Origin of the sequence: Suipraeoptans intestinalis (assembly GCF_009696485.1) — a bacterium.
In the GTDB taxonomy this organism is placed as follows: domain Bacteria; phylum Bacillota; class Clostridia; order Lachnospirales; family Lachnospiraceae; genus Suipraeoptans; species Suipraeoptans intestinalis.
Map to the genome: position 1 here is coordinate 1,964,791 of NZ_VULY01000018.1, position 24,110 is coordinate 1,988,900.

The 24,110-nt window shown below is 44.0% G+C and carries 22 protein-coding genes and 1 pseudogene; 22 read left to right on the top strand and 1 reads right to left on the bottom strand.

All coding sequences use genetic code 11. The annotated features are described in order from the left end of the window. The first annotated feature begins 147 nt into the window (after positions 1-147). From leuS to FYJ34_RS09830, 5 genes are all read left to right on the top strand, one after another. The gene (leuS, locus tag FYJ34_RS09810; protein WP_154478266.1) at positions 148-2,574 is read left to right on the top strand and encodes a leucine--tRNA ligase; all 2,427 of its coding nucleotides are present in this window, start codon (positions 148-150) and stop codon (positions 2,572-2,574) included. An 11-nt stretch (positions 2,575-2,585) separates the two neighbouring features. Continuing rightward, complete coding sequence (locus tag FYJ34_RS09815) at positions 2,586-3,494, top strand: LysR family transcriptional regulator (protein WP_154478268.1); 909 nt, start codon at positions 2,586-2,588, stop codon at positions 3,492-3,494. Positions 3,495-3,684: 190 nt separating this feature from the next. Next, positions 3,685-4,716, top strand: coding sequence for a methionine ABC transporter ATP-binding protein (locus tag FYJ34_RS09820; RefSeq protein WP_154478270.1), 1,032 nt, complete (start codon positions 3,685-3,687; stop codon positions 4,714-4,716). Beyond that, a complete protein-coding gene (locus FYJ34_RS09825) occupies positions 4,706-5,365 on the top strand; it encodes a methionine ABC transporter permease (protein WP_154478271.1) in 660 nt (219 codons plus the stop codon). The genes FYJ34_RS09820 and FYJ34_RS09825 overlap by 11 nt, the downstream gene beginning before the upstream one ends. A 160-nt stretch (positions 5,366-5,525) precedes the next feature. Further along, a complete protein-coding gene (locus FYJ34_RS09830) occupies positions 5,526-6,359 on the top strand; it encodes a MetQ/NlpA family ABC transporter substrate-binding protein (RefSeq protein WP_154478273.1) in 834 nt (277 codons plus the stop codon). A 205-nt stretch (positions 6,360-6,564) separates the two neighbouring features. Here the strand turns inward: FYJ34_RS09830 and FYJ34_RS09835 are convergent, their stop codons facing one another. Beyond that, positions 6,565-7,179, bottom strand: a complete 615-nt coding sequence (locus FYJ34_RS09835; RefSeq protein ID WP_154478275.1) for a DUF1836 domain-containing protein — start codon at positions 7,177-7,179, stop codon at positions 6,565-6,567. Positions 7,180-7,348: 169 nt separating this feature from the next. On the opposite strand from FYJ34_RS09835, the gene pcrA reads away from it, so the two are divergent. The 17 genes and pseudogenes from pcrA (at position 7,349) to FYJ34_RS09920 (ending at position 23,982) form a co-directional block, all read left to right on the top strand. Further along, positions 7,349-9,601 (top strand): DNA helicase PcrA, encoded by a 2,253-nt coding sequence (gene pcrA / locus FYJ34_RS09840; protein WP_330582580.1) that lies wholly within the window; start codon positions 7,349-7,351, stop codon positions 9,599-9,601. Positions 9,602-9,808: 207 nt separating this feature from the next. Next, the gene (locus tag FYJ34_RS09845; protein WP_154478279.1) at positions 9,809-11,596 is read left to right on the top strand and encodes an aminopeptidase P family N-terminal domain-containing protein; all 1,788 of its coding nucleotides are present in this window, start codon (positions 9,809-9,811) and stop codon (positions 11,594-11,596) included. A 27-nt stretch (positions 11,597-11,623) separates the two neighbouring features. Beyond that, positions 11,624-12,484 (top strand): YitT family protein, encoded by an 861-nt coding sequence (locus tag FYJ34_RS09850; RefSeq protein ID WP_235899435.1) that lies wholly within the window; start codon positions 11,624-11,626, stop codon positions 12,482-12,484. Positions 12,485-12,556: 72 nt separating this feature from the next. Continuing rightward, positions 12,557-12,802, top strand: coding sequence for a DUF4366 domain-containing protein (locus tag FYJ34_RS09855; protein ID WP_154478281.1), 246 nt, complete (start codon positions 12,557-12,559; stop codon positions 12,800-12,802). Between the two features lie 236 nt (positions 12,803-13,038). Next, the gene (locus FYJ34_RS09860) at positions 13,039-13,971 is read left to right on the top strand and encodes an NYN domain-containing protein (RefSeq protein WP_154478283.1); all 933 of its coding nucleotides are present in this window, start codon (positions 13,039-13,041) and stop codon (positions 13,969-13,971) included. 46 nt (positions 13,972-14,017) lie between these two features. Next, positions 14,018-15,658, top strand: a complete 1,641-nt coding sequence (gene rlmD, locus FYJ34_RS09865) for a 23S rRNA (uracil(1939)-C(5))-methyltransferase RlmD (RefSeq protein ID WP_154478285.1) — start codon at positions 14,018-14,020, stop codon at positions 15,656-15,658. A gap of 18 nt (positions 15,659-15,676) precedes the next feature. Beyond that, the gene (locus tag FYJ34_RS09870; RefSeq protein ID WP_004804245.1) at positions 15,677-15,958 is read left to right on the top strand and encodes a CD1845 family protein; all 282 of its coding nucleotides are present in this window, start codon (positions 15,677-15,679) and stop codon (positions 15,956-15,958) included. Between the two features lie 89 nt (positions 15,959-16,047). Next, entirely contained in the window at positions 16,048-16,827 is a 780-nt protein-coding gene (locus tag FYJ34_RS09875) for a replication initiator protein A (RefSeq protein WP_018365310.1), read from the top strand. Beyond that, positions 16,824-17,675, top strand: a complete 852-nt coding sequence (locus FYJ34_RS09880; protein ID WP_018365309.1) for an ATP-binding protein — start codon at positions 16,824-16,826, stop codon at positions 17,673-17,675. Before FYJ34_RS09875 ends, FYJ34_RS09880 begins: the two co-directional genes overlap by 4 nt. Next, on the top strand, positions 17,672-18,157 hold the full coding sequence (locus tag FYJ34_RS09885) for a PcfB family protein (protein WP_012678216.1): 486 nt from the start codon (positions 17,672-17,674) through the stop codon (positions 18,155-18,157). Before FYJ34_RS09880 ends, FYJ34_RS09885 begins: the two co-directional genes overlap by 4 nt. Further along, positions 18,154-18,483: pseudogene (locus FYJ34_RS09890) on the top strand (VirD4-like conjugal transfer protein, CD1115 family); the annotation flags it as partial. The gene FYJ34_RS09885 and the pseudogene FYJ34_RS09890, both read left to right, overlap by 4 nt. A 59-nt stretch (positions 18,484-18,542) precedes the next feature. Continuing rightward, positions 18,543-20,381: a recombinase family protein gene (locus FYJ34_RS09895; RefSeq protein WP_154478287.1), complete on the top strand. Its 1,839-nt coding sequence runs from the start codon at positions 18,543-18,545 to the stop codon at positions 20,379-20,381. Between the two features lie 79 nt (positions 20,382-20,460). Further along, positions 20,461-20,658, top strand: coding sequence for a transposon-encoded TnpW family protein (locus tag FYJ34_RS13215; protein WP_008800881.1), 198 nt, complete (start codon positions 20,461-20,463; stop codon positions 20,656-20,658). 77 nt (positions 20,659-20,735) lie between these two features. After that, positions 20,736-21,056 (top strand): DUF3847 domain-containing protein, encoded by a 321-nt coding sequence (locus FYJ34_RS09905; protein WP_154478289.1) that lies wholly within the window; start codon positions 20,736-20,738, stop codon positions 21,054-21,056. Positions 21,057-21,295: 239 nt separating this feature from the next. Further along, a complete protein-coding gene (gene mobQ / locus FYJ34_RS09910) occupies positions 21,296-22,756 on the top strand; it encodes a MobQ family relaxase (protein ID WP_154478291.1) in 1,461 nt (486 codons plus the stop codon). A 72-nt stretch (positions 22,757-22,828) separates the two neighbouring features. Continuing rightward, on the top strand, positions 22,829-23,425 hold the full coding sequence (locus FYJ34_RS09915) for a class I SAM-dependent methyltransferase (RefSeq protein ID WP_154478293.1): 597 nt from the start codon (positions 22,829-22,831) through the stop codon (positions 23,423-23,425). Positions 23,426-23,457: 32 nt separating this feature from the next. Next, entirely contained in the window at positions 23,458-23,982 is a 525-nt protein-coding gene (locus tag FYJ34_RS09920; RefSeq protein ID WP_330582581.1) for a DUF4256 domain-containing protein, read from the top strand. Positions 23,983-24,110: the final 128 nt, after the last annotated feature.

Genomic DNA, 24,110 nt, shown 5'->3' on the forward strand with positions numbered 1-24,110 from the left:
TCTACTTATAATACAACGATAGGTGGAAAGAAATAAAAGACGGTAATATACCGCCAAAATGCAGTATAACACTACTAAAAGATGAGTCTTTTCGTCTCCCGGGAGATGGAGCGGCTTTTTTTAACTTATAAGAGAGGATGAAAAACCATGGCAAACACACCGTACAACCACAAAGCAATCGAAAAAAAGTGGAAGGAGAGATGGGAAAAGAACCCGGTCAATACGAAGGTAGACAGAGACGGGAAGGAAAAAGAAAAGTACTACTGTCTGGATATGTTTCCCTATCCTTCCGGAAACGGCCTGCATGTAGGACACTGGAGGGGATATGTGATCTCTGACGTCTGGAGCCGTTATAAGCTGCAGCAGGGATACTACATGATCCATCCCATGGGCTGGGATGCTTTTGGATTGCCGGCGGAAAATTATGCCATAAAAAAAGGAGTGCATCCGGCGATCTCCACGGAAGAGAATGTCCGCAATATCAAGCGTCAGATCAATGAGATCTCTGCGCTGTACGACTGGGATCGGGAAGTGAACACCACAGATCCGGAATTTTACAAATGGACCCAGTGGATCTTTGTGAAGATGTTCCAGGAAGGTCTGGCATACGAAAAGGAATTTCCCATCAACTGGTGTCCCTCCTGTAAGACGGGACTTGCCAACGAAGAAGTGGTGGGAGGTCAGTGCGAACGCTGCGGAACGGAAGTGACCAAGAAGAACCTTCGTCAGTGGATGCTGAAGATCACCAATTATGCAGAGCGTCTGCTGGCAGATCTGGACGGACTGAACTGGCCGGAAAAGGTAAAGAAAATGCAGGCGGACTGGATCGGCAAATCCTATGGATCAGAGGTTGATTTTGCCATAGAAGGCCGCGAGGAAAAGCTGACGGTCTATACCACAAGACCGGATACGTTGTATGGAGCCACCTTCATGGTACTGGCTCCGGAACATGCTCTGGCAAAAGAACTGGCAACAGAAGAGACCAGGGAAGCGGTGGAACAGTATATCTACGACGCTTCCATGAAGTCCAATGTAGACCGGATGCAGGATAAAGAAAAGACCGGCGTCTTTACGGGAAGCTACGCCATCAATCCGCTGAACGGAGAAAGAGTGCCTATCTGGCTGTCAGACTATGTATTGGTGGATTATGGTACGGGAGCGATCATGTGCGTACCGGCTCACGATGAAAGAGACTTTGCTTTTGCTACAAAATTTGGCCTGCCCATCGTTCAGGTGATCGCAAAGGACGGAAAGGCGGCCGAGAAGCTGGAGGAAGCCTATACGGAGTCCGGAATCGTAGTAAATTCAGGAGAATGGAATGGAATGGATTCTGCGGTCCTGAAAAAAGAAGCTCCCCATATGATCGAGAAGAGGGGACTGGGACGGGCAACCGTTAATTATAAACTGAGAGACTGGGTATTTTCCAGACAGCGTTATTGGGGAGAACCGATCCCCATCATTCACTGCGAGGATTGCGGGGCGGTAGCGGTGCCGGAGGAAGAGCTGCCTCTGCGGCTGCCGGAAGTGGAATCCTACGAGCCTACCGGTACAGGAGAATCCCCTCTGGCAGGAATCGAGGAATGGGTCAACTGTACCTGCCCCAAGTGCGGAAAGCCGGCAAAGCGGGAGACCAATACCATGCCTCAGTGGGCCGGATCTTCCTGGTACTTCCTGCGTTATGTGGACAACCACAATGATGAGGCGCTGGTATCAAAGGAAGTGGCCTCCAAAATGCTTCCGGTGGATATGTATATCGGAGGAGTAGAGCATGCGGTACTGCATCTGCTGTATTCCCGGTTCTATACCAAGTTCCTGTATGACATTGGGGCGGTGGATTTTGAGGAACCCTTCCAGAAGCTGTTTAATCAGGGAATGATCACCGGAAAAAATGGAATTAAAATGAGTAAATCCAAGGGAAACGTGGTTTCTCCCGACGACCTGGTCAGAGACTACGGCTGTGATTCTCTCCGGATGTACGAGCTCTTTGTAGGGCCACCGGAGCTGGATGCAGAGTGGGACGACAGAGGGATCGACGGAGTCAATCGTTTCCTGAAAAGAGTCTGGAAGCTTTTGATGGACAGCAAGGAGGCAGAGGTTGCAGCGACACAGGAGATGATCAAGGAGAGACATCGCCTGATCTACGATATTACCAACCGTCTGGAGACATTCAGCCTGAACACTGCCATCTCCGGGTTTATGGAGCACAACAACCGCCTGCTGGAGATTGCCAAGAAAGAAGGCGGCATTGACAAGGAAACTCTGTCTGTAATGGCAGTGCTTCTGTCACCTTTTGCACCTCATATGGCAGAGGAGATGTGGGAGCAGCTGGGACATGACACCAGTGTGTTTGAAGCAGGATGGCCGACATATGAGGAAGCGCTGATGAAGGATGATGAGATAGAAATTCCGGTGCAGATCAACGGAAAGACCAAAGCGGTGATCTCGGTTCCGGCGGAGATCTCCAAAGAAGACGCCCTTCTGGCGGGAAAAGAAGCGGTGGCAGATAAGCTGACGGGCACTCTTGTAAAGGAAATTTATGTTCCGAAAAAGATCATCAACCTGGTTCAGAAATAGGAGGAGATTCCATGACACTGACGCAGCTTCGTTATGTCATTACGGTAGCAAATGCCAAATCCATGAATGAAGCGGCAAGACAGCTGTTTATCTCACAGCCAAGCCTTTCCGCTGCCATCAAGGAGCTGGAGGAAGAAAGCGGCGTGGAGATCTTTCGCAGGACCAACCGTGGGATTTTTCTGACTCCGGAGGGAGAAGAGTACATCGGATATGCAAGGCAGGTGGTAGAGCAGTACGAACTGATGGAAGCAAAGTTTGTGGCAAAGGAAAATACCAAGAAGAAATTCAGCGTGTCCATGCAGCACTACACCTTTGCCGTGAATGCCTTTGTGGAGATGGTCCGTCAGTTTGGCATGGACGAGTATGAATTTGCCGTCCATGAGACAAAGACCTACGATGTAATAGAGGACGTAAGAAAATTTAAAAGCGAGATCGGGATCCTTTACCTGAATGAATTTAACCGCCATGTGCTGACGAAGCTGTTCAAGGAATCCGGTCTGGAATTCCATGAGATCTTTCAGTGCAGCGTGTCTGTCTATATGTGGAAGGGGCATCCCCTGGCAAACCGGGAGGAGGTATCTCTGGAAGAGCTGGAAGAGTATCCCTGCCTTTCCTTTGATCAGGGAACCAACAATTCCTTTTATTTCGCAGAGGAAGTTCTCAGTACCTATGAATACAAGCGGCTGATCAAGGCCAATGACCGGGCCACCTTCCTGAACCTGATGGTAGGGCTGAACGGATATACCCTGTGCTGCGGGATCATCTGTGAGGAATTAAACGGAACGGATTACTGTGCAGTGAAGCTGAAGTCGGACGAGGTGATGACCATCGGGTATCTGATCCGAAAGGGGATCCATATCAGCTCTCTGGGGAAAAAATATCTGGAAGAGATCTCCAAGTACAAGGAGCATGTGCTGTAGGAGGGGCTCCGGTATCTATTATAAAAACTGATAAAACACCGCTGGGTATAGAATAAAGCTATAGCCAGCGGTAATTTTTTTAGATTAACACCTTTTTGGTAATCGTGCTATACTGTGAAAGTCAACGAAAGTTGAACGCAAAGGAAGGGGAACTTGCAAGTGAAATTCTTTTTTGCAGAGAGGAAAAGACATGTCGGAAATTGTAATTGAAAATGTAAGCAAAACATATAATACCAAGGACGGAAGGATCCACGCCCTAAAGCAGGTGAATCTGTCGGTGGAGACCGGAGATATATACGGGATCATCGGAATGTCGGGGGCGGGAAAGAGTACGCTGGTACGCTGTATGAATTTCCTGGAGGTCCCAAGCGAAGGACGGGTGCTGATCCGGGGGAAGTCCCTGGGGGATTATTCAGAAAAGGAGCTTCGCAAACAGAGGGAGCAGATCGGGATGATCTTTCAGCATTTCAATCTGCTGATGCAAAAGACCGTAGTGGAAAACGTCTGCTTTCCGCTGTATATTCAGGGAAAAAGTAAAAAGGAGGCCAGAGAGCGGGCAGAAGAGCTGTTGGATGTAGTGGGACTAAAGGACAGAGCCAATGCATATCCGGCTCAATTGTCCGGCGGGCAGAAGCAAAGGGTGGCGATCGCCAGGGCGCTGGCATCCGATCCCAGGATCCTGCTTTGTGATGAGGCCACCAGCGCGCTGGATCCCCAGACGACGGCATCCATTCTGGATCTTTTGAAAGAGATCAATAAAAACTTTGGAATCACCATTGTCATCATTACCCATCAGATGTCGGTGGTCCGCAAGATCTGCAGCCACGTAGCCATCATGAGCGACGGGGAAGTCGTGGAGCAGGGACTGGTGACGGACATTTTCACTCACCCTAAATCGCCGGTGTCAAAGGAGCTGATCCGCAAGGACAGTGGAAGTGATGAGAAAAAGCAAAAGCCGATTTACGATGAAATCCGAGGCAGCCAGAAGATCCGGATCGTCTTTTCGGAGAATTCTGCATTCGAGCCGGTCATTGCCAATATGATCCTGGAATTTCAACAGCCGGTCAATATTTTAAAGGCAGACACCAAGAATGTAGGCGGAACGGCAAAGGGAGAGATGATCCTGGGATTTCCGGAAGGAGGCACCAGGATCCGGGAGATGAAGGAATACCTGATCCAGAGAGGATTGGAGATAGAGGAGGCAGATGGATATGTGGACTAATGAAGTGACTTCAATGATCATTCGCGGGGTGGGAGAGACTTTGTACATGACTCTGCTGTCTACCATAGCCGGATACGTATTTGGCCTTCCTATGGGAGTGATGCTGGCAGTGTCGGACAAGGACGGGCTGGCCCCCAACAGATTCCTTTATAAGACGTTGGATGTGATCGCAAATGTGGTAAGAAGTATTCCGTTTCTGATTCTTCTGATCCTTTTGATCCCATTTACCAGGCTGATCATAGGACAGAGCTATGGCTCCACCGCAACGGTTATCCCTCTTGTGGTGGCGGCGGTTCCGTTTATCGGACGTATGGTGGAATCTTCCATCAAGGAAGTGGATGCAGGCGTGATAGAGGCAGCGAGGGCTATGGGAGCCGGAAATATGCGGATCATCTGCAAGGTGCTCCTGGTGGAGGCAAGAACCTCACTGATTACAGGCGCAACGATTGCGATAGGCACCATCCTGGGCTATTCGGCCATGTCGGGAGTGATCGGCGGCGGCGGTCTGGGAGACATTGCCATCCGTTATGGATATTATAGATATCAAATGGATATCATGGTGGTGACGGTAGTGCTTCTGGTGGTATTGGTGCAGCTGTTCCAGTCGGTGGGAATGCTTCTGGCTTCCAAACTGGATAAGAGAAAGTAAATTTCACATAAGAGAACCGCTCTTTTTCCCGCAGATATGCAGAAGAATCTGTGATCGGCGGAGAAACAAAGGAGAGAAACAGAAAAGATTTTTTACCGTCCGAAAAACAGACGGACAGAAAAATAGGCAGGAAACTGCAGCATTGAAGGAGGAAACGATTATGAAAAAATTAGTGGCAGTAGGATTGACGGGAGTGTTGCTGGCAGGTCTTTTGGCAGGATGCGGAGCAAAAGGCGGGGACAGTAAAAAAGAGGGAGAAGATTCCAAGGTAGTGAAAGTGGCAGCTTCCGCAACGCCGCACGCAGAGATCCTGGAGGAAGCAAAGCCTCTTTTGAAGGAAAAGGGATATGAGCTGGATATCAAGGTGTTTGATGATTATGTACAGCCGAATGAAGTGGTAGAAAGCGGAGACTTTGATGCAAACTACTTCCAGCACACACCATACCTGGAAAGCTTCAATGAAGAAAAGGGAACGCATCTGGTAGTGGCAGGAGAGATTCACTATGAACCGTTTGGAATCTATCCGGGAACCAAGAAGAGTCTGGATGAGATCGCAGAGGGAGACAAGATTGCAGTGCCGAATGATACCACCAATGAGGCAAGGGCGCTGCTGCTGCTTCAGGATAATGGAATCATCACATTAAAGAAGGATGCAGGGCTGGAGGCGACGGTCAACGACATTGAAGAGAATCCGCACAATGTGGAGATCGTGGAACTGGAAGCAGCGCAGGTGGCACGTGTGGTAGATGAGGCGGCTTATGTCGTATTGAACGGAAACTACGCACTGGAGGCAGGCTACTCTGTGGGAAAAGATGCTCTGGCTTACGAGAAATCCGATTCAGAGGCAGCAAAAACTTATGTAAATATCATTGCAGTGAAGAAGGGAAATGAAGAGCAGAAGGGAATCAAGGCATTGGTAGAGGTGTTAAAATCCGATGAGATCAAGAAATTCATCGAAGAAAAATACGATGGAGCCGTGATCCCGTTTGAATAGAGAGCCGGATAAGGAAATCTGATTTTCCGGGGGAAGCAAGCCGGGAAAAGAGTGGATCCCCGGGAAGAGAATGGATTTAGAAAAGACAGGCCGTTGGGAGACGGTGGTCAGAGAAACTAAAAAGATGTTCCTGAAGGAGGGGAAAACCCGTCTGGCAGGAGCATCTTTTTTGCGTCTACGCAGGCTGTAAAGCTGATCGCACAACCTAACGCTTTTTTTTCTTTTCTTTTTCCGGGGAAGGGAGTTGATCGATCAGCTTTTCCACCAGCAGTTTTTTTGCATAGATATCAAAACTCAGGCTGCAGATGAGAGAAAACAGCCGAAGATATTCCCGGTATTCCAAAGACGCATCGGAAAATAAAGCCGAGGATTCTTCGAAGGAGGCCAGGATGTTTTTTTCAAAGGTATTGATCTTGGACTGTTCCAGCTTCCGGACCTCATCATAAAGAGAGGCGATGGATACTTCTTTTTTCTTCCCGAACAACTTTTTGGAAACCGGAGACAACAGGGTTTCAATGTCCTTCAGGGAAAGAATATTTTTAAAATAATAGATGAACGTAAGAAGGATCATATGCTCCTTGGAGTATTTTTTGCTGGAGGGCGGCGGCAGAAGATTGTTTTTAGTGTAGTTATTGATCATGGTCTTGGTCAGGATCTTATCCTCTTCATGCCGCTTGTTGGAAGAAAGCTGTTCGTCCATGAATGTAGTTACCTGATCCATGTAGAGATCTATGTCAGGAACGTCTTCCGATTTCATATACTCGATCCGGGACAGGTGAAAAAGCGCCTGTTCCAGCATTTCTTTTGTGTCTATTTTCATGTGAACCATCCTCTGTGTCTTGCAAAACGGTAAGTTGTTACTACAATCTAGTATATAGTTTTCAATACTGGATGACAAGATATTTCCGGCAAAAATCAGAGGCTTTGTGAAGTGGGACTTCTGTGCTATAATGAGAAAACAGATAAAAGAGCAGGAAAGGAAGAAAGCTGTGAGCATATACGATACTTTGAATAACAAACAAAAGGAGGCGGTTTTTCATACGGAAGGACCACTCCTTATTTTGGCGGGAGCCGGGTCAGGCAAAACAAGAGTTCTGACGCACCGGATCGCCTACCTGATCGAAGAGAAAAACATCAATCCCTGGAACATCCTGGCAATCACCTTTACCAATAAAGCGGCGGGAGAAATGCGGGAAAGAGTGGACGATCTGGTGGGATATGGTTCAGAAAGCATCTGGGTCAGCACCTTTCACTCGGCATGTGTCCGGATTCTGAGAAGACACATTGAAAAATTGGGGTATGGATCAAATTTCACGATTTATGATACGGATGACCAGAAGACCCTGATGAAGGATGTATGCAAGAAGCTGGCCCTGGATCCGAAGGTATTTAAGGAAAGGGCGATCCTTTCGGCGATTTCCAAGGCGAAAAATGAGAGGATCTCCGCACAGGAGTACCGGCAGCAGACGGCGGGAGACTATGGCAGGCAGGGGATTGCAAGAGCCTATGTGGAGTACGAAAAGCAGATGAAGCTGAACAACGCCCTGGATTTTGACGATCTGCTGGGCAAGACGGTGGATCTGCTTCTGCAGGATCCGGAAGTCCTGCAATATTATCAAAATCGGTTTCGGTACATCATGGTGGACGAGTACCAGGATACCAATACCGTGCAGTTTGAAATGATCCGGCTGCTGGCAAAAGAGCATCGCAACCTGTGCGTGGTGGGGGACGATGATCAGTCCATTTATAAATTCAGGGGTGCAAATATTAAAAATATCCTGGATTTTGAGATGGTGTTTCAGGATGCCTGTGTGATCAAGCTGGAACAGAATTATCGTTCCACCAAAACGATCCTGGATGCAGCCAACTCCGTGATCCGTAACAACAGAGGCCGAAAGGAAAAAACTCTCTGGACAGAAAATGAAGAAGGGAACAAGATCTGTCTGAAGCAGTTTGAGTCCGGCTTTGATGAAGCGGAGTTTATTGCGGCAGACATTGAAAAAAGCCGGAGAGAACAGCAGGACGCTTACAGGGATTATGCCGTCCTTTACAGAACCAATGCCCAGTCCAGAACCCTGGAGGAACGGTTTGTGGCAGAGAGCATTCCTTACAAGATCGTAGGCGGAGTAAATTTTTATGCAAGAAGAGAGATCAAAGACATCCTGAGTTATCTGAAAACCATTGACAATGGACAGGATGATCTGGCGGTGCGAAGGATCATCAATGTGCCGAAACGGGGGATCGGACTGACCACTGTCAACCGGATCCAGGGTTATGCGGAAGAAAGAGGGATCGGATTTTACGAAGCGATTCGGGTGGCAGACTGGGTTCCGGGGATAGGAAGGGGCCTGACGAAGGTGGAATCCTTTGCGGCGCTGATAGAGTTTTTTAAAGCAGAGGCGAATGAAAAGAGCATAAGAGAGCTGACGGAGGATATTTTAAAACAAACCGAATACCTGGAGCGGCTGAAAGAGGAAGAAGGGGAAGAGGCGGACAGCCGAATTGAAAATATTCAGGAATTTATCAGCAAGATTGTGCTTTATGAAGAGGACTGTGAAAGCAGAAATGAGCCGGCGACGCTAAGCGGATTTCTGGAGGAAGTCGCACTGGTGGCAGATGTAGAGGAGGGGGAAGAGGAAAGAGACTATGTGGTTTTGATGACGCTGCACAGCGCAAAAGGACTGGAATTTCCGCATGTTTACCTGGCAGGGATGGAGGATGGACTTTTTCCCAGCTATATGACCATCACCGAAGGGGACGAGGAGGAGTTGGAGGAGGAAAGAAGATTGTGCTATGTGGGAATCACACGGGCGAGGAAGACTCTGACCCTGACCTGTGCCAGAAAGCGGATGATCCGGGGAGAATTTCAGTTTAACAAAATGTCCCGGTTTCTTCAGGAAATTCCCAGAGAGCTGATGGGGTTAAAGGAAGGCTATGGAAAAGGCAATGGGTCTGCCGGGAAAGGCGGGTTTGGGCAGACAGCCTTTGCAGACCGAAACTTTAGATACCGGGAACTGCAGAAAAATCCCTTTACAGCTTCAAAAGCCAGCAGAAACTTTGGAGATGCCGGAGCGAAAGCTCTTGATTACCAGGTGGGAGACCGGGTAAAACACGGAAAGTTTGGAGAAGGAACGGTGATGCAGATGGTAAAAGGCGGCAGAGATTATGAAGTGACGGTGGATTTTGATGTGGCAGGGACAAAAAAGATGTTTGCAGCATTTGCCAGACTGGAGAAAGTGTAGGGAAACGATGGCGCCCCCATCCGGAGGGCACGAAAAGAAGGAGCAACTTAAAAATCCGGAAAAAGAGCGGAAAAGACATAAGAAAGACACAGAAAACAGGTAGAAAAAATACCTGGAATTTTGGCAGAGGAGCGGTGTTGACATCCCTGATTTGGGTTCTTATAATGAGAGATAGCGAGATCAATAGTTCAGTCAAGGAGGTATGACATGAAGGTCAAAGAAAGAATTGAACAGTTAAGAAAAGTGATGGAAGAAAAAGGGGTAGACGCATATGTGGTCCCAACGGCGGACTTTCATCAGAGCGAGTATGTAGGAGAATATTTTAAGGCAAGAAAATTTATTACGGGGTTTTCAGGATCGGCCGGGACGGCAGTCATTACCCGGACGGAGGGGAAATTATGGACGGACGGAAGATATTTCCTGCAGGCGGGACGCCAGCTGGAGGGGACTACGGTAGAACTGATGAAAATGGGAGAGCCGGGAGTTCCTACGATCACAGAGTATCTGGCAGAGGCGCTGCCGGAAGGAGGCGTGCTGGGATTTGACGGACGTGTGGTATCCATGGGAGAAGGCAAAGCCTACGAAGCTGTCGCAAAGGCCAAAGGCGGACGAGTGTTCTATCAGGAAGATCTGATCGACGGAATCTGGACAGATCGTCCGGCCATGTCGGAAGAACCGGCGTTTTCTCTGGAATTGAAATATGCGGGAGAGTCCACGAAAGATAAACTGATCCGGATCCGTGAGGAGATGAAGCGGTGCCATGCCAATGTGCATATCCTGACGACCCTGGACGATATCTGCTGGACGCTGAACATTCGAGGAAATGATATCGACTTTTTCCCGATGGTGCTGACATACGCCATCATCACCATGGAGGAAGTTAAGCTGTATGTGGATGAAAGAAAGCTGAGTGAGGAGATGAAGGCCCTTCTGGCGCAGGATCAGGTCAGCATCCACCCGTACAACGATATCTATGAGGATGTAAAGAAGCTGGGGGCATCCGATACGGCTTTGATCGATTCCGGCAAACTGAATTATGCATTGTACAGCAACATTCCGGAAGGCGTGCAGGAAGTGGATGAAAGAAATCCGGAGATTCTGTTTAAGGCCATGAAGAACCGGGTGGAGATCGAAAATATCCGGAAGGCACAGATCAAGGACAGCATCGCCCATGTGCGGTTCATGAAATGGCTGAAAGAAAATATAGGGAAAACTGTGATCACGGAGATCAGCGCAACAGAAAAGCTGGATGCGTACCGGGCAGAAATGGGCAACTTTATCCGTCCGAGCTTCGAGCCCATCTCTTCCTTCGGAGAACATGCGGCGATCGTGCATTATACATCTTCAGAAGAGACGAACGTGGAATTGAAGGAAGGAAACCTGTATCTGAGCGATACCGGGGCAGGGTTCTACGAAGGATCCACGGACGTAACAAGAACCTTTGCGCTGGGAGAGATCCCGCAGGAAATGAAAGAGCATTTTACGCTGGTGGCCATCAGCAATCTTCAGCTTGCCAATGCGAAGTTCCTAAAAGGAACCATTGGTATGAATCTGGACATTCTGGCAAGAAAGCCTTTCTGGGACAGAGATCTGAATTTTAATCATGGAACGGGACATGGAGTTGGCTATCTGCTGAATATCCATGAAGGTCCTACCGGATTCCGCTGGCAGTATCGTCCGGGTGAGTCCCATGCATTTGAGGAAGGCATGGTCATCACGGATGAGCCCGGCATTTACATCGAGGGTTCCCACGGAGTGCGTCTGGAAAATGAACTGCTGGTTTGCAGCGGCACCAAAAATGAATACGGGCAGTTTATGTACTTTGAAGCGATCACCCTGATCCCGATGGATCTGGATGCCATCGACCCGGCCATGATGACAGAAGAAGAAAAGAAACTTTTAAATGATTACCACAAAAAGGTATATGACAGTCTGGAAGTACATTTGACAGAAGAAGAAAAAGAGTGGTTAAAAGTCTATACAAGAGCGATCTAAGAAGCCCGAAAAGCTAAAAGGAGAGTCATGGATACATTAAAGATGCGTGAGAACCTGAAGGAATACGGGATGCTGACCATTGTTACGATCGTGCTGATCCTGACAGATTATCTGATTTTGTTCCCCAATCACTTCACTTTTGGCGGAGTGATCGGGGTGGCAGTTTTGTTAAGCGGAGTGTTGGGAGGATCTCCCAATACCTACGCATTTATCATGAACGCCGTCTTGTTTGTGATTGGATTTAAGGTACTGGGGAAGGAATTTGGAATCCGCTCCGTCTATGTTTCGGTGCTGTTTGCAACGGGACTGGGGGCAGTCCAGTATCTGATCCCGGTACATGGAACCATTTCTGACCAGCCGATTTTGGAGCTGGTGCTGGCGGTGCTTCTGGCGGCGGCCTGCTCCGGCGCGATCTTCAATCTGTCCGCCTCAACAGGAGGAACGGATATCATCGCACTGATGCTGAAAAAGTATACGAACATCCATATCGGAAAGGCGCTGATGGTCACAGACTTTTTCGTGGTCGTATTGTCCTTTGTGATCTATGGAACAACGGTAGGAATGTTTTCTCTGGTGGGATATATCGTGAAGGCGTTGTTTATCGATACCGTGATAGAGAGTCTGAATCTTTGCAAGTATTTTACTATTATTTCTACGGATCCCAAGCCCATCTGCAGCTTCATCCACGAGGAGCTGAACCACAGCGCCACGCTCTATAGGGCCGAGGGAGCTTACTCTCACAAGGAGAAGATGGTGATCATGACGGTGGTGGGACGCAGGCAGGCGGTAAAGCTTCGGAATTTTGTACGGCAGCAGGATCCTCACGCTTTTATGATGATCACTAACAGCAGTGAAATCATTGGAAAAGGGTTCAGAGGTATGTTATAGTTGTCAAAAGAAACCTGTTCATGTATACTGTAGGTACAAGAGGATAAGCGCGAGCGGAAAGGAAAGAAGGGTATGAATAAGATGGAAGAACTTTTAGCGGCAACACGTTTGGGCGAACTGGTCAATAAAAAAGAGGATGAGGGAAGACATGGCAGGACGATTCTTTGGGTGCTGGCTATCGTGGGAGCCGTAGCGGCTGTAGCTGCGATCGCTTACGCAGTGTACCGTTTCTTCCTGCCGGATTATCTGGAAGATTTCGATGAAGAGTTTGAAGATGATTTTGATGACGACTTCTTCAACGAGGAGACGCCGGAATAGACAGTCGGATGTGAGGATCTGTTGTATGGCAGATTCCAAGGAGGCAGAGATATGTTTTCCGGCAGTGAACGGGGCGTATCGGCAGGCTGTATGTTCCTGCAGAAGGATGATAAGGAATACTAGGTTTCGCTCATAGGACGAAATGTGAATGGAGACAAAAACAGGTGGAGGCCGTTTGGGTAGGGCATTCTGCCTGTTTTTTTCAGGTGGCATACCGGAAAGAAAGAGGAGAATTTATGAAAGAAGAACAGTGCTATGCACTTTTGATCGATGCAGATAATGTTTCTGCAAAATACATCAAGCATATTTTGACGGAGCTGTCAAAATATGGAATTATCACTTACAAAAGAATTTATGGAGACTGGACGAATACACAGCATTCCAGCTGGAAGGAGGAGCTTTTGACAAACTCCATTACGCCGATCCAGCAGTTCAGCTATACGCAGGGAAAGAATGCGACAGACTCTGCCATGATCATTGATGCAATGGACATTTTATACACTAATGACGTGGACGGCTTCTGCATCGTATCCAGCGACAGTGATTTTACCAGACTGGTGAGCAGGATCCGTGAAAGCGGGAAAAAAGTGATCGGAATGGGAGAAAACAAGACGCCGGAGCCTTTCCGGAAAGCCTGTGACAAGTTTACCATCCTGGAAAACCTGCTGAGTGAGGCAGATCCGGGGCAGGCCAAATCAGAGAAGACGCCCAGCATCCTGAGCAAGGAGCAGATAGAAGATGCGATTATCAAGATGATCATTGAAAATCAGGACAGTAACAGAGCGACCAGTCTGGGAGAGATCGGAAACCGTCTGGTAAGCCTGTATCCGGATTTCGACGTCCGAAGCTATGGCTATAATATGCTGTCCAAGTTTCTGGAAGAGTTTACCAGAGTGCAACTGATCAAGGACAGAAATGTTGTGTCGGTGGCGCTGAAGGAAAATCTGTACCTGAAGGAAAATATTGACGCTTATGTGACCTACCTGGTGAAAAAAACGGGGAAAAACGGTCTGGAGCTGAGTACGCTGGGAAATAAGATCTATGAGAAGTACAGAGAGTTTAAGATCAATGACTATGGTTATGCACAGCTGAATCAATATGTGAAAAGCGTAGAAGGGATAGAAGTCCGTCAGGATGGAACAATTCTCAAGGCATTTTGTGAAAAATAGCGGGAAGGCCGGGAAGAATAAGGAAATGTATTTGAAGGAGCAATAGATGAAGAAGGGAACAGTCGTAGAAGGAATCGTGGAAACCGTTGAATTTCCAAACAAAGGGAAACTGATCATAGATGGAAAGCAGGTAGAAGTGAAAGGGGGAATTGCCGGACAGAAGGTACGGGTTGCCCTGAATAAAGTAAAGAAGGACAGCGCCAAAGGACGGATCCTGGAGGTGCTGGAGCCTGCGCCGGAGGAGATCAGCCCAAGGTGTCCCCACTTTGGACAGTGTGGAGGATGCGCCTATCAAAACCTTCCTTATCAGGAGCAGCTACACTTGAAAGAGAGACAGCTCAGGAAAATGATGGATCAGGCGGTAAACAGGGAGTACGTGTGGGAAGGCATTTCTCCCAGCCCCAAAGAGGACGGCTACCGAAACAAGATGGAATTTTCTTTCGGGGATGCGTACAAGGACGGACCTTTGACGTTGGGAATGCACAAAAAAGGCAGTTTTCACGACATTGTCTGTGTGGAGGATTGCAGGATCGTTGATGAGGATTTCCGCAGGATCTTAAAAGAAACGCTGTCTTTTGCAGAAGAAACGGGACTTCCTTATTATCACAGAATGCGGCATGAAGGAATCTGGCGTCATCTTCTGATCCGGAGGGGAGAAAAGACGAAAGAGATCCTGGTGGACCTGGTAACAGCCTCTTCGCCTCTTTTGACGGAGCCTCTTTTAAAAAAGTGGGTGGACAGGTTGCTTGAACTGGAACTGTCAGGAACCATTGTTGGGATCCTGCACACAAAAAATGACAGTCTGGCAGACGCTGTCATAGATGAAGGCACAGACACTCTGTACGGAAGAGCCTATTTTTATGAAGAACTTTTGGGATTGAAGTTTCAGATCACCCCCTTTTCCTTTTTTCAGACGAACTCTCTGGGAGCAGAGGTGCTCTATGAAAAGGTGAGGGAATATATTGGAGAAACGAAGGATAAGGTGATCTTTGATCTGTACAGTGGAACGGGAACCATAGCCCAGATGCTAGCAGAGGTGGCAAAACAGGTGGTGGGCGTGGAGATCGTGGAGGAGGCTGTAGCTGCTGCCGGCGAAAACGCCCGGTCAAACGGACTGAAGAACTGTACCTTCTGGGCAGGAGATGTACTGAAGGTGATAGAAGACCTGCCGGAGCTGCCGGATCTGATCGTACTGGACCCGCCCAGGGACGGGGTACACCCCAAGGCTTTGGAAAAGATCATCAGTTTTGGTGTGGAAAAGATTGTCTACATTGCCTGCAAACCGACCAGCCTGGCCAGAGACCTGGAGATGCTGCAAGGCAGAGGATATCAGGTGGAGAAGATGGCCGGGGTGGATTTATTTCCCGGAACGGTGCATGTCGAGACGGTGGCATTATTGTCCAAACTTAATGTCGATAAGCATATAAGTGTTGAAGTAGAGCTGGATGAACTTGATTTGACAAGTGCTGAAAGTAAAGCGACTTATGCACAAATCAAGAAATATATATTGGAAAAGTTTGATTTAAAGGTTTCGACACTCTATATTGCACAGATTAAAAAGAAATGTGGAATTGCACTGAGGGAGCATTATAATAAATCAAAAAAAGAGAAACAGGTTATTCCACAATGCACACCGGAAAAAGAGGAAGCTATCATGGATGCGTTAAGGCATTTTAAGATGATTTAATAGAAATGGAGGGTATTTATGAGATGGATATTAAAAATAATCTTATTTCCAATTAGATTGCTGTTAAGTATCCTCACTGCATTTCTGACATTCCTGCTCGGCATAGGAACAACTATTCTATATTTCTTGATGCTGATGTGTATCGTTGCTGCAATAGGATCATTTATACAAAAAGATATATCACTTGGAATTGAGGCGTTGGTATTAGGATTTTTGTTAAGTCCATATGGAATACCCATGGTCGGAGCAACCGTTATAGCCTTTCTTAAAGGTATAAACGAAGTAATAAAATCAATTTGAAAAATTTCATAAAAATGGTTACCAAAGACGATAGAGAAAAAAACTATCGTCTTTTTCTTTGCAAAATTTTAAGGAAAGGAGGTGAAGCGATGGACTTTGACTATTTCTATAACAGAGAAGCGGAAAGATTTAACTTTCTAAAAGTACCGGAGATATTGGTAGACGGAGAAGAATTTAAGGGATTATCCGCTGAAGCGATTATCCTTTATTCAATGCTTCTTAAACGGACAGGAATGTCTTTTAAGAATAACTGGATAGACAAAGATGGCAGGGTATTTATCTATTTTACTGTTGAAGAAATTATGAGAAGAAGAAATATCTCAAAGCCGACAGCTATAAAAACATTAGATGAACTCGATATGAAGAAAGGAATCGGACTGATTGAAAGAGTAAGGCTTGGGCTTGGTAAGCCGAATGTCATATATGTTAAAGACTTTATGAGCATATTAGCGGTAAAAGAAAATGACTTTCAGAAGTCAAAAAACTTAACTTCAGAAGTAAAAGATTTTAACCTCAGAAGTAAAGAAAATGAACTTCAGGAAGTTCAAAATCTTGACTCTAACTATATAGAGAATAATAAGAGTAAGTATAGTAAGAGAGAATATAGTTTTGGTGAAAACGGGCTTGGAACATTTCAAAATGTATTTTTAACGGCAGAAGATATATCCGATTTACAAATCATAATGAACTCACAGCTTGATAATTACATTGAGAGATTATCTGCATATATCAAAAGCACCGGAAAGACCTATAAAGACCATAAAGCGACAATCCTTTCTTGGTTTTATAAAGATCAGGGGAGAGGAAAAGAAGTGAAAACATCAAATATCCCGACATGGGAAGAATATGATAAAGGAGAACACCTATGATGAAAGAATTAGAAAAAGTAATGATAGAAGATGTAGAGTATTCTTACGATCCTGAAAAAGAATATATCAAGGATGGACACGCATTTTGTAAAGTTTGCCATGAAAGAAAAGACGGAAAAGTGATGGAGTTCTTTGATAACAAGATGATATTTAAGATTTCTTGCAAATGCGATAGAGATAGAGAGGAAAGAGAAAAAGAAAGACAAAAGCAGATGGAGATTGAACGATTAAAGAGTAGCTGCTTTAACTCGATTATTCAGTGGTCATACACATTTGAAAATTATCAGGGAGAAGAAAATCAAAGCCTTATCATTGCAAAGAACTTTGTAAAAGACTATGAGGAAATGAAAAAAGAAAATATCGGACTTCTTTTTTATGGCTCAGTAGGTAGCGGAAAGACCTATCTTGCCTGCTCCATTGCAAATAGCCTTATTGAACAGTATCAAATAGGCGTTAAAATAAGAAATTTTGCACAGATTATCAATGAACTGCAAAAGGGAGGATTTGATTTTGACAAGAACGCATATATTGAATCCCTTGTAAATACTTCCGTTCTTATCTTGGATGACTTAGGAATAGAAAGAGATACAAGCTATGCTAAAGAGCAAGTATATAACATCGTGAATAACAGGTACTTAAAACAGAAACCGACTATCTTCACTACTAACCTTTCCTACGACACAATCCAAAATTGTAAGGATAGCGTAGAGTATCAAAGAATCTACTCAAGAATCATAGAGATGTGTATTCCTGTTATGGTTGTAGGAGAAGATTTTAGAAAGGTTATTCAAAAGGACAAACTGAATCGGAATAAGGACAGACTGCTGAATGGAGGTGAGAGAAGTTGATCAATGAAGAAATAGCAAGAAAAACACTGAATATGGAAGTTAGAGCTGCTAAAGTAACAGGAAAGCTAATTCTGAACTTGTTAAAGAAATTGATGAAAGAAGCAGAAAAACTTGGAGGACTTGAAAAGCTGGTTAATACTAACGGAAATGAAGTAAAGCTAAAAGATATGGTTAAAAAGGGGCAGCTTGAAGAAATTCCAGTTGAAGAAGCAGAACTTAAGGAACTCAAAAAGGAACTTAATCGGTATGGGGTAAAGTTTTCAGTCATGAAAGATAAGGAAAGAGGGAAATACTCAGTATTCTTTCAAGCTAAAGATATGAAGGTTATGGACAAAGCATTTAAGCATGCCCTTTCAGAATCAGAAAAGAAAACGGAAAGGAAGGAGTCCATTCATAAGAATATTGAGAAGTTTAAGGAGATGGCTAAAAACTCTGTTTCCAAAGATAAAATCAAGAATAAACAAAAGGAGCAGAGCCTATGATAGATAAAATATTAAAGGACATCAAAGGCTTATTTAAGGTGCAAGATAAGGTAAAGTTTCTAAAGCAAAACATTCCCTATCTTGCATTTTTCTATATAGGTAATATCTTTTCACATCATGTAAGAGCCTATATAGGTGGCGATATTATTGACAAAATTTTTCAAGGGATATTAGAGATTAATACGATGAGCTTTCTTCCAAGCCTTCATCCTACGGATATTATAATGGGCGTGGTAGTAGCTGTTTTAATCAAAATTATCGTATATACCAAAGGGAAAAATGTTAAAAAGTTTAGACAGGGGAAAGAGTATGGCTCAGCAAGATGGGTTGCATAATATTAACTGAACAGGAGTGCTATATAGACACAAAAAAGGAGGATAACGCCATGATGGAATATGCAACCAAAATCACTGCGCTATACTCCCGCCTTTCAGTTGGTGATGAGGACAGGGACGGTGGCGAAAGCAACAGTATCGTAAACCAAAAGGCATTTTTAGAGCGATATGCAAGACAGCACAAGCTGATGAATATTCGACACTATATCGATGATGATGAAAGCGGTAGGTTCTTTGATAGAAGTGCCTATACACAGATGATAAACGATGTAGAAAGCGATAAAATCGGCATTGTCATTATGAAAGATATGACAAGATGGGGACGAGATTATCTTCAAGTAGGAAACGCTATGGAGATATTTAGAAGAAACAATGTACGCTTTATTGCCATCAACAACGGTATCGACAGCAAAGACCAAAATACATTGGAATTTGCCCCCTTTATCAATATTATGTCCGAATGGTATGCAAGGGACATCAGCAAGAAAGTAACAACAGGCATTAAGACCAAAGGAGCAAGCGGAAAGCCTGTTGCAACAGAAGCCCCATACGGCTATATCAAAGACCCGAACAACAAAGATTATTGGATCGTCGATAAAGAAGCTGCCGAAGTTGTAAAACTCATTTTTACACTCTTTATGGAGGGGAAAAACCGCAATCAGATAGCCGTTTACTTGAAAGAAAAAGAAATACTAACCCCAACCTTTTATATGAAACAGCAAGACAGAGGAACAGTGAAAAACAAAAAGCTGAATGAAGAAAACCGCTATAACTGGAACAAGGCAACCCTAACACACATACTGAAAAGGCAGGAGTATTGTGGCGATGTAGTCAACTTCAAGACCGAAAAGCATTACAGGGATAAAAGAAACCACTATGTAGATAAAGATAAGTGGCAGATAATAGAAAATGTGCATGAGCCAATTATAGATAGAAGTACCTATGAAAATGTACAGAGGATATTAAAAAATGCACCTGTAAAAAGACCGAACGGAGATGGAGAAATCCACCCATTATCGGGACTGATGTACTGTAAAGATTGTGGTACAAAAATGCACATACGCACCATACACAAGAACAATAAAGTACAGCATGTAACCTATTGCAGTGAATATGCCAAAGGAAAAGCTAAGCACCCTAAATGCCATTCTCCACATCGCATTGATGTTGATGATGTGATGGAAAATCTCACAGAGGTTTTGCGAAAGATAGCACATTATTCATTGGCAAATAAAGAAGAATTTGAAGCACTGGTAAAAAGTAGTCTTGCTAAAGAGCAGACAGAAGAAATCAAGAAACAGCAAAAGCGTATCCCTCAAATCACAGACAGAATGGAACAGATAGAAAGAGTGATGAATAAGCTGTATGAGGACAATGCACTGGGAAATATTGAGCCTAAACGCTATGAATTACTATCAAGGAAGTATGCAGAAGAATATTACACTTTGAAAGCGGAACAGGAAGAAATAGAGGAACGCTTATCTGAATTTGAAAATGCCAACCAAAGAGCAAAGAACTTTATAAAACTGGCAGAAAGCTATTCAGACTTTGAAGAGCTTACCCCTACCGCTATCAACGAGTTTATTAGTAAAATCGTTGTGCATGAACGAGATGCCAAAAGAGCAAAATATGCCGTTCAGCGAATCGAAGTGTATTTCAACTATATCGGAAAATTTGAAAATGAACTCACAAAAGAAATAGAGCCGACAGAACAGGAAATGATACAGATGAGAGAAGAAATCGAAGAAGCCAAGAAAGAAAAATCAAGAGCATATCACAGGGCATATTCCAAAGAATACCGAGCTAAAAATCTTGAAAAGTTTAGAGAGTACGAACGGATAAAAGCACGAGAATACAGAGCAAGAAAGAAGCTGCAAGCAACAACCTAAAATCAAATATCAATCAATACGAAAAGAGGTTTCCTAAATCACAGGAAATCTTTTTTTGTGCAAGTAAAAGGAGGATTGAATGACTGAAAAACAAGAAGTACAGAACGATGAAATACAGACAGTAAAAGAACAGACCATACCCCAAAAACCTAACAATATCATGATAAAAAAGATTAGAGGAAAAACTTTTGTAACAGAGATATATTTTGACCCAAACAGTAAGGATACATTTCAAGATAAGCTGTTAAAGGTAGTGAAATCGGAACGGAAAGAATAGACAAAATGAGAGCAGTAAATCAAAAGCGGTTTACTGTTTTTTCTTTGTTCAAAATTAGAAAGAGAGGAAAACAGAAAATGAAAAACATAGAAGAAAAAATTTTAATGGCAGAAGAAGAAATCAAGCAGTTACAAAACAAAAGAAAAAAACTCATCAGTCAGCAGAAAGAGGAAGCACGAAAAAAGAGAGATAGACGGCTTTATGAAAAAGGAGCAGTTTTTGAAAGTATATTTACCGAAAGCAAGGACTTTACTAAAGATGAATTTTATCAGCTAATTACATTTCCGAATATTAAAGAAGCAGTCAATCAAAAAATCTTAAAAATCATAGAAAGGCGAGAAGAAAGAGAAAATCCAAAGACAGAAAATCAAGAGGAAGAAATGGAAACAGAGGAATAGTCCCTTGTTTACAAGGGCGCACTTATACACCCTAAAGGGTGTGTGCGTTCTCCGAAGGCTCTTGCAGAGGGCATATCAGCTAACGCTGATACAGGGGAGCTACACTCCCCTACGGAAATAAATTTCCTACCCCTTGTGTACTTCCCAAAAGAAATCGGATAAAAGCTATCCGATTTTTTTAGTAAGTCTTTATCATCGCCACCATATCCATATCAGAAAAAGAGAGGAGGTTTTTACTTATGGCGATATATCATCTTAGTATAAAGATTATTTCAAGAGGAAAAGGCAAAAGTGCAGTAGCAGCTTCCGCCTATCGTAGTGGCGAAATGATAAAAAATGAGTATGACGGAATAGTCCACGACTTTACAAGAAAAGGCGGAGTAGCCCATACAGAAATTCTATTGCCACAAAATGCACCACAGGAATTTTCAGACAGAAGAGCATTATGGAATAGTGTAGAGAAAATCGAAAAAAGTAAAAACTCACAGCTTGCAAGAGAAATAGAAATCGCCTTACCAAAAGAATTAAATAGAGAAAAACAGATAAGTATTGTAAGAGAGTATGTAAAAGAAAATTTTGTAAAAGTCGGTATGTGTGCCGATATTGCATTACACGATAAAAATGACGGAAACCCGCACGCACATATCCTACTTACCATGCGACCGTTAAATGAAGATAAAACATGGGGAGCGAAATCAAAAAAAGAATATATCCTTGATGAAAACGGAGAAAAAGTAAAACTTAAAAATGGCAATTACAAAACAAGGAAAATAAATACAGTGGATTGGAACGAACAAGACAAAGCAGAACATTGGCGAAAAGCATGGGCAGATATTACAAACAAATATCTTGAAAAAAATAGTATACAGGAAAAAGTAGATCACCGTTCTTATCAAAGACAAGGCATAGAACAAATACCGACTATTCATTTAGGCGTATCGGCAAGTCAAATGGAAAAGAAAGGCATAACCACCGACAGAGGAAACATCAACCGAGAAATCAGACACCAAAACATGATTTTAAGAGAAATCTCAAGACGAATAAAAGCCTTACTAAATTGGATAAGAGGAATTGGAAAAGAAGAAAAAGCAGAAACTGATAATATCAAATCCCCTCTCCCATCCAAAGAAAATTTGCTATCCGTTTTTGAAAATCTTATCCGTAAAAATGCAAATAACCATAATACAGATTTAGAACAATACATTGAAAGCTATCAATTCTTAAAAGAGAAAAATATCATTTCCTTATCTGAACTGAAAGAAAACATAGTTACTTTAAGAGATAGGAACTACAAGACTACAAGAGCTATAAAAGATACCGAAAAGAAAATAGATGATAGAGTACAACTTATCGACCATGCCGAAAAATATTTGAAACATAAAGATACCTATACAGCCTATACCAAGCTAAAGAAAAACAAACAAGATACTTTCTACAATGAACATACAGCAGAGATTATTTTATTTGAGAGTGCGAAAAAATATCTGAAAGAACATTTAGGAGAAAGCAAGAACTTAGCTATCAGCAAATGGAAATCAGAAGTTGCCACTTTGAAGAAAGAAAAAGATACCCTATATTCTCAAATCTTAGATATGCGAAAAGAAGTTGAACAAGCTGAAAATGTTAGAAGCTGTATAGATAAATTACTGCAAGAAAAGAGAGGATTAACACAGGTCAAGAAGCAAGAGTTAGGGCTGTAAAACTTAGTAAAAATATGATATAATATTTAAGATATTAAGTGAAACAAATTTGAATCTGGAAAGGAAATGAAAATGTTTTGGGACAAGGTGTCGTTCATCTACGATTTCGTAGAAACTGTTTATAACAAAGACGTATATAACAATACAGGAAAGATGGTGGCGTCTTATATCGAATGTACAGATGTGGTTCTCGAATGTGCATGTGGAACCGGTGCGATAAGTAAGCATATCGCCACAAAATGCAACCGGCTTACAGCAACGGATTACGCCAATGGAATGCTGCGTCAGGCCAGAAAGAACTTAAAAGGCTTTCATAACATATCTATAGAACAGGCGAATCTAATGAGCCTGGAGTACGAGGATGAATCTTTTGACAAAGTGGTCGCCGGAAACGTGATTCATTTATTGCAGGAACCCGATAAGGCTCTGAAGGAGCTTGAAAGAGTTGTTAAAAGCGGCGGGAAAATCATTATTCCCACATATATCAATCGGGAGAAAAAGAACAGCCTAGTTGCAGCAAAGGTATTTGAATTATTCGGTGCAGATTTCAAACGTCAATTTGATATGAACTCGTATAGAAAATTCTTTGAACGAAATGGTTACTTAGATGTTGATTATACCGTTGTCGAAGGCAAGATGCCTTGCTGTATAGCCGTAATAACTAAATAGATGTCGGCAAATCGGGATTTATAGAGGTGAGCATGATGTTGGAAATACTGAAAACGAGGTTTTTAGAACACAGGAATCTTCATCCGGGTCTGGAATGGTCCGAGGTGGAGCATAGGCTGCGTGAGGCTCCCGCTGCCATCGCGGTTTTGCAAAAGATGGAGGAAAGCGGCGGTGAGCCGGACACCATGGGTTATGACGTAAAGACGGGAAAACTCATTTTCTGCGACTGCGCAAAGGAATCGCCCGTCGGGCGCAGAAGCCTGTGCTATGACGAAAAGGCATTGCATGGGCGCACTAAAAACCCACCGCCAGGCAGCGCCGAACGGAAAGCGAAAGAGATTGGCGTTTCGATGATGACGGAGGAACTCTATCGTCGACTGCAAAGTCTCGACTCATTTGATCTGAAAACGTCAAGTTGGATCGCTACACCAGATGATATCCGCAGTAAGGGCGGCGCGCTGTTCTGCGAACGCCGCTATGATACCGTGTTCACTTTTCACAACGGCGCGGATTCCTACTATTCTGTGCGCGGATTCAGAGGGTATATTCTTGTCTGAGTACCGGACTCAATGATAAAAAACACTGCGATTTCTTGGACTGGAAAAGCGACAGATTCCAGTTTGTCTAATTGAATAGAACAATTTTAGAAACAGTAAATCACAAAGGTTTGCTGTTTTTTCTTATT

Coding starts and splice junctions, on each gene's coding strand:
- FYJ34_RS09850 (WP_235899435.1), top strand. CDS start 11,624: ATGGATACATTAAAGATGCGTGAGAACCTGAAGGAATACGGGATGCTG.
- FYJ34_RS09820 (WP_154478270.1), top strand. CDS start 3,685: ATGTCGGAAATTGTAATTGAAAATGTAAGCAAAACATATAATACCAAG.
- FYJ34_RS13215 (WP_008800881.1), top strand. CDS start 20,461: ATGACTGAAAAACAAGAAGTACAGAACGATGAAATACAGACAGTAAAA.
- FYJ34_RS09860 (WP_154478283.1), top strand. CDS start 13,039: ATGAAAGAAGAACAGTGCTATGCACTTTTGATCGATGCAGATAATGTT.
- FYJ34_RS09825 (WP_154478271.1), top strand. CDS start 4,706: ATGTGGACTAATGAAGTGACTTCAATGATCATTCGCGGGGTGGGAGAG.
- FYJ34_RS09905 (WP_154478289.1), top strand. CDS start 20,736: ATGAAAAACATAGAAGAAAAAATTTTAATGGCAGAAGAAGAAATCAAG.
- FYJ34_RS09835 (WP_154478275.1), bottom strand. CDS start 7,179: ATGAAAATAGACACAAAAGAAATGCTGGAACAGGCGCTTTTTCACCTG.
- FYJ34_RS09915 (WP_154478293.1), top strand. CDS start 22,829: ATGTTTTGGGACAAGGTGTCGTTCATCTACGATTTCGTAGAAACTGTT.
- FYJ34_RS09845 (WP_154478279.1), top strand. CDS start 9,809: ATGAAGGTCAAAGAAAGAATTGAACAGTTAAGAAAAGTGATGGAAGAA.
- FYJ34_RS09855 (WP_154478281.1), top strand. CDS start 12,557: ATGAATAAGATGGAAGAACTTTTAGCGGCAACACGTTTGGGCGAACTG.
- FYJ34_RS09870 (WP_004804245.1), top strand. CDS start 15,677: ATGAGATGGATATTAAAAATAATCTTATTTCCAATTAGATTGCTGTTA.
- mobQ (WP_154478291.1), top strand. CDS start 21,296: ATGGCGATATATCATCTTAGTATAAAGATTATTTCAAGAGGAAAAGGC.
- FYJ34_RS09875 (WP_018365310.1), top strand. CDS start 16,048: ATGGACTTTGACTATTTCTATAACAGAGAAGCGGAAAGATTTAACTTT.
- rlmD (WP_154478285.1), top strand. CDS start 14,018: ATGAAGAAGGGAACAGTCGTAGAAGGAATCGTGGAAACCGTTGAATTT.
- FYJ34_RS09815 (WP_154478268.1), top strand. CDS start 2,586: ATGACACTGACGCAGCTTCGTTATGTCATTACGGTAGCAAATGCCAAA.
- FYJ34_RS09895 (WP_154478287.1), top strand. CDS start 18,543: ATGATGGAATATGCAACCAAAATCACTGCGCTATACTCCCGCCTTTCA.
- FYJ34_RS09880 (WP_018365309.1), top strand. CDS start 16,824: ATGATGAAAGAATTAGAAAAAGTAATGATAGAAGATGTAGAGTATTCT.
- leuS (WP_154478266.1), top strand. CDS start 148: ATGGCAAACACACCGTACAACCACAAAGCAATCGAAAAAAAGTGGAAG.
- FYJ34_RS09830 (WP_154478273.1), top strand. CDS start 5,526: ATGAAAAAATTAGTGGCAGTAGGATTGACGGGAGTGTTGCTGGCAGGT.
- FYJ34_RS09920 (WP_330582581.1), top strand. CDS start 23,458: ATGATGTTGGAAATACTGAAAACGAGGTTTTTAGAACACAGGAATCTT.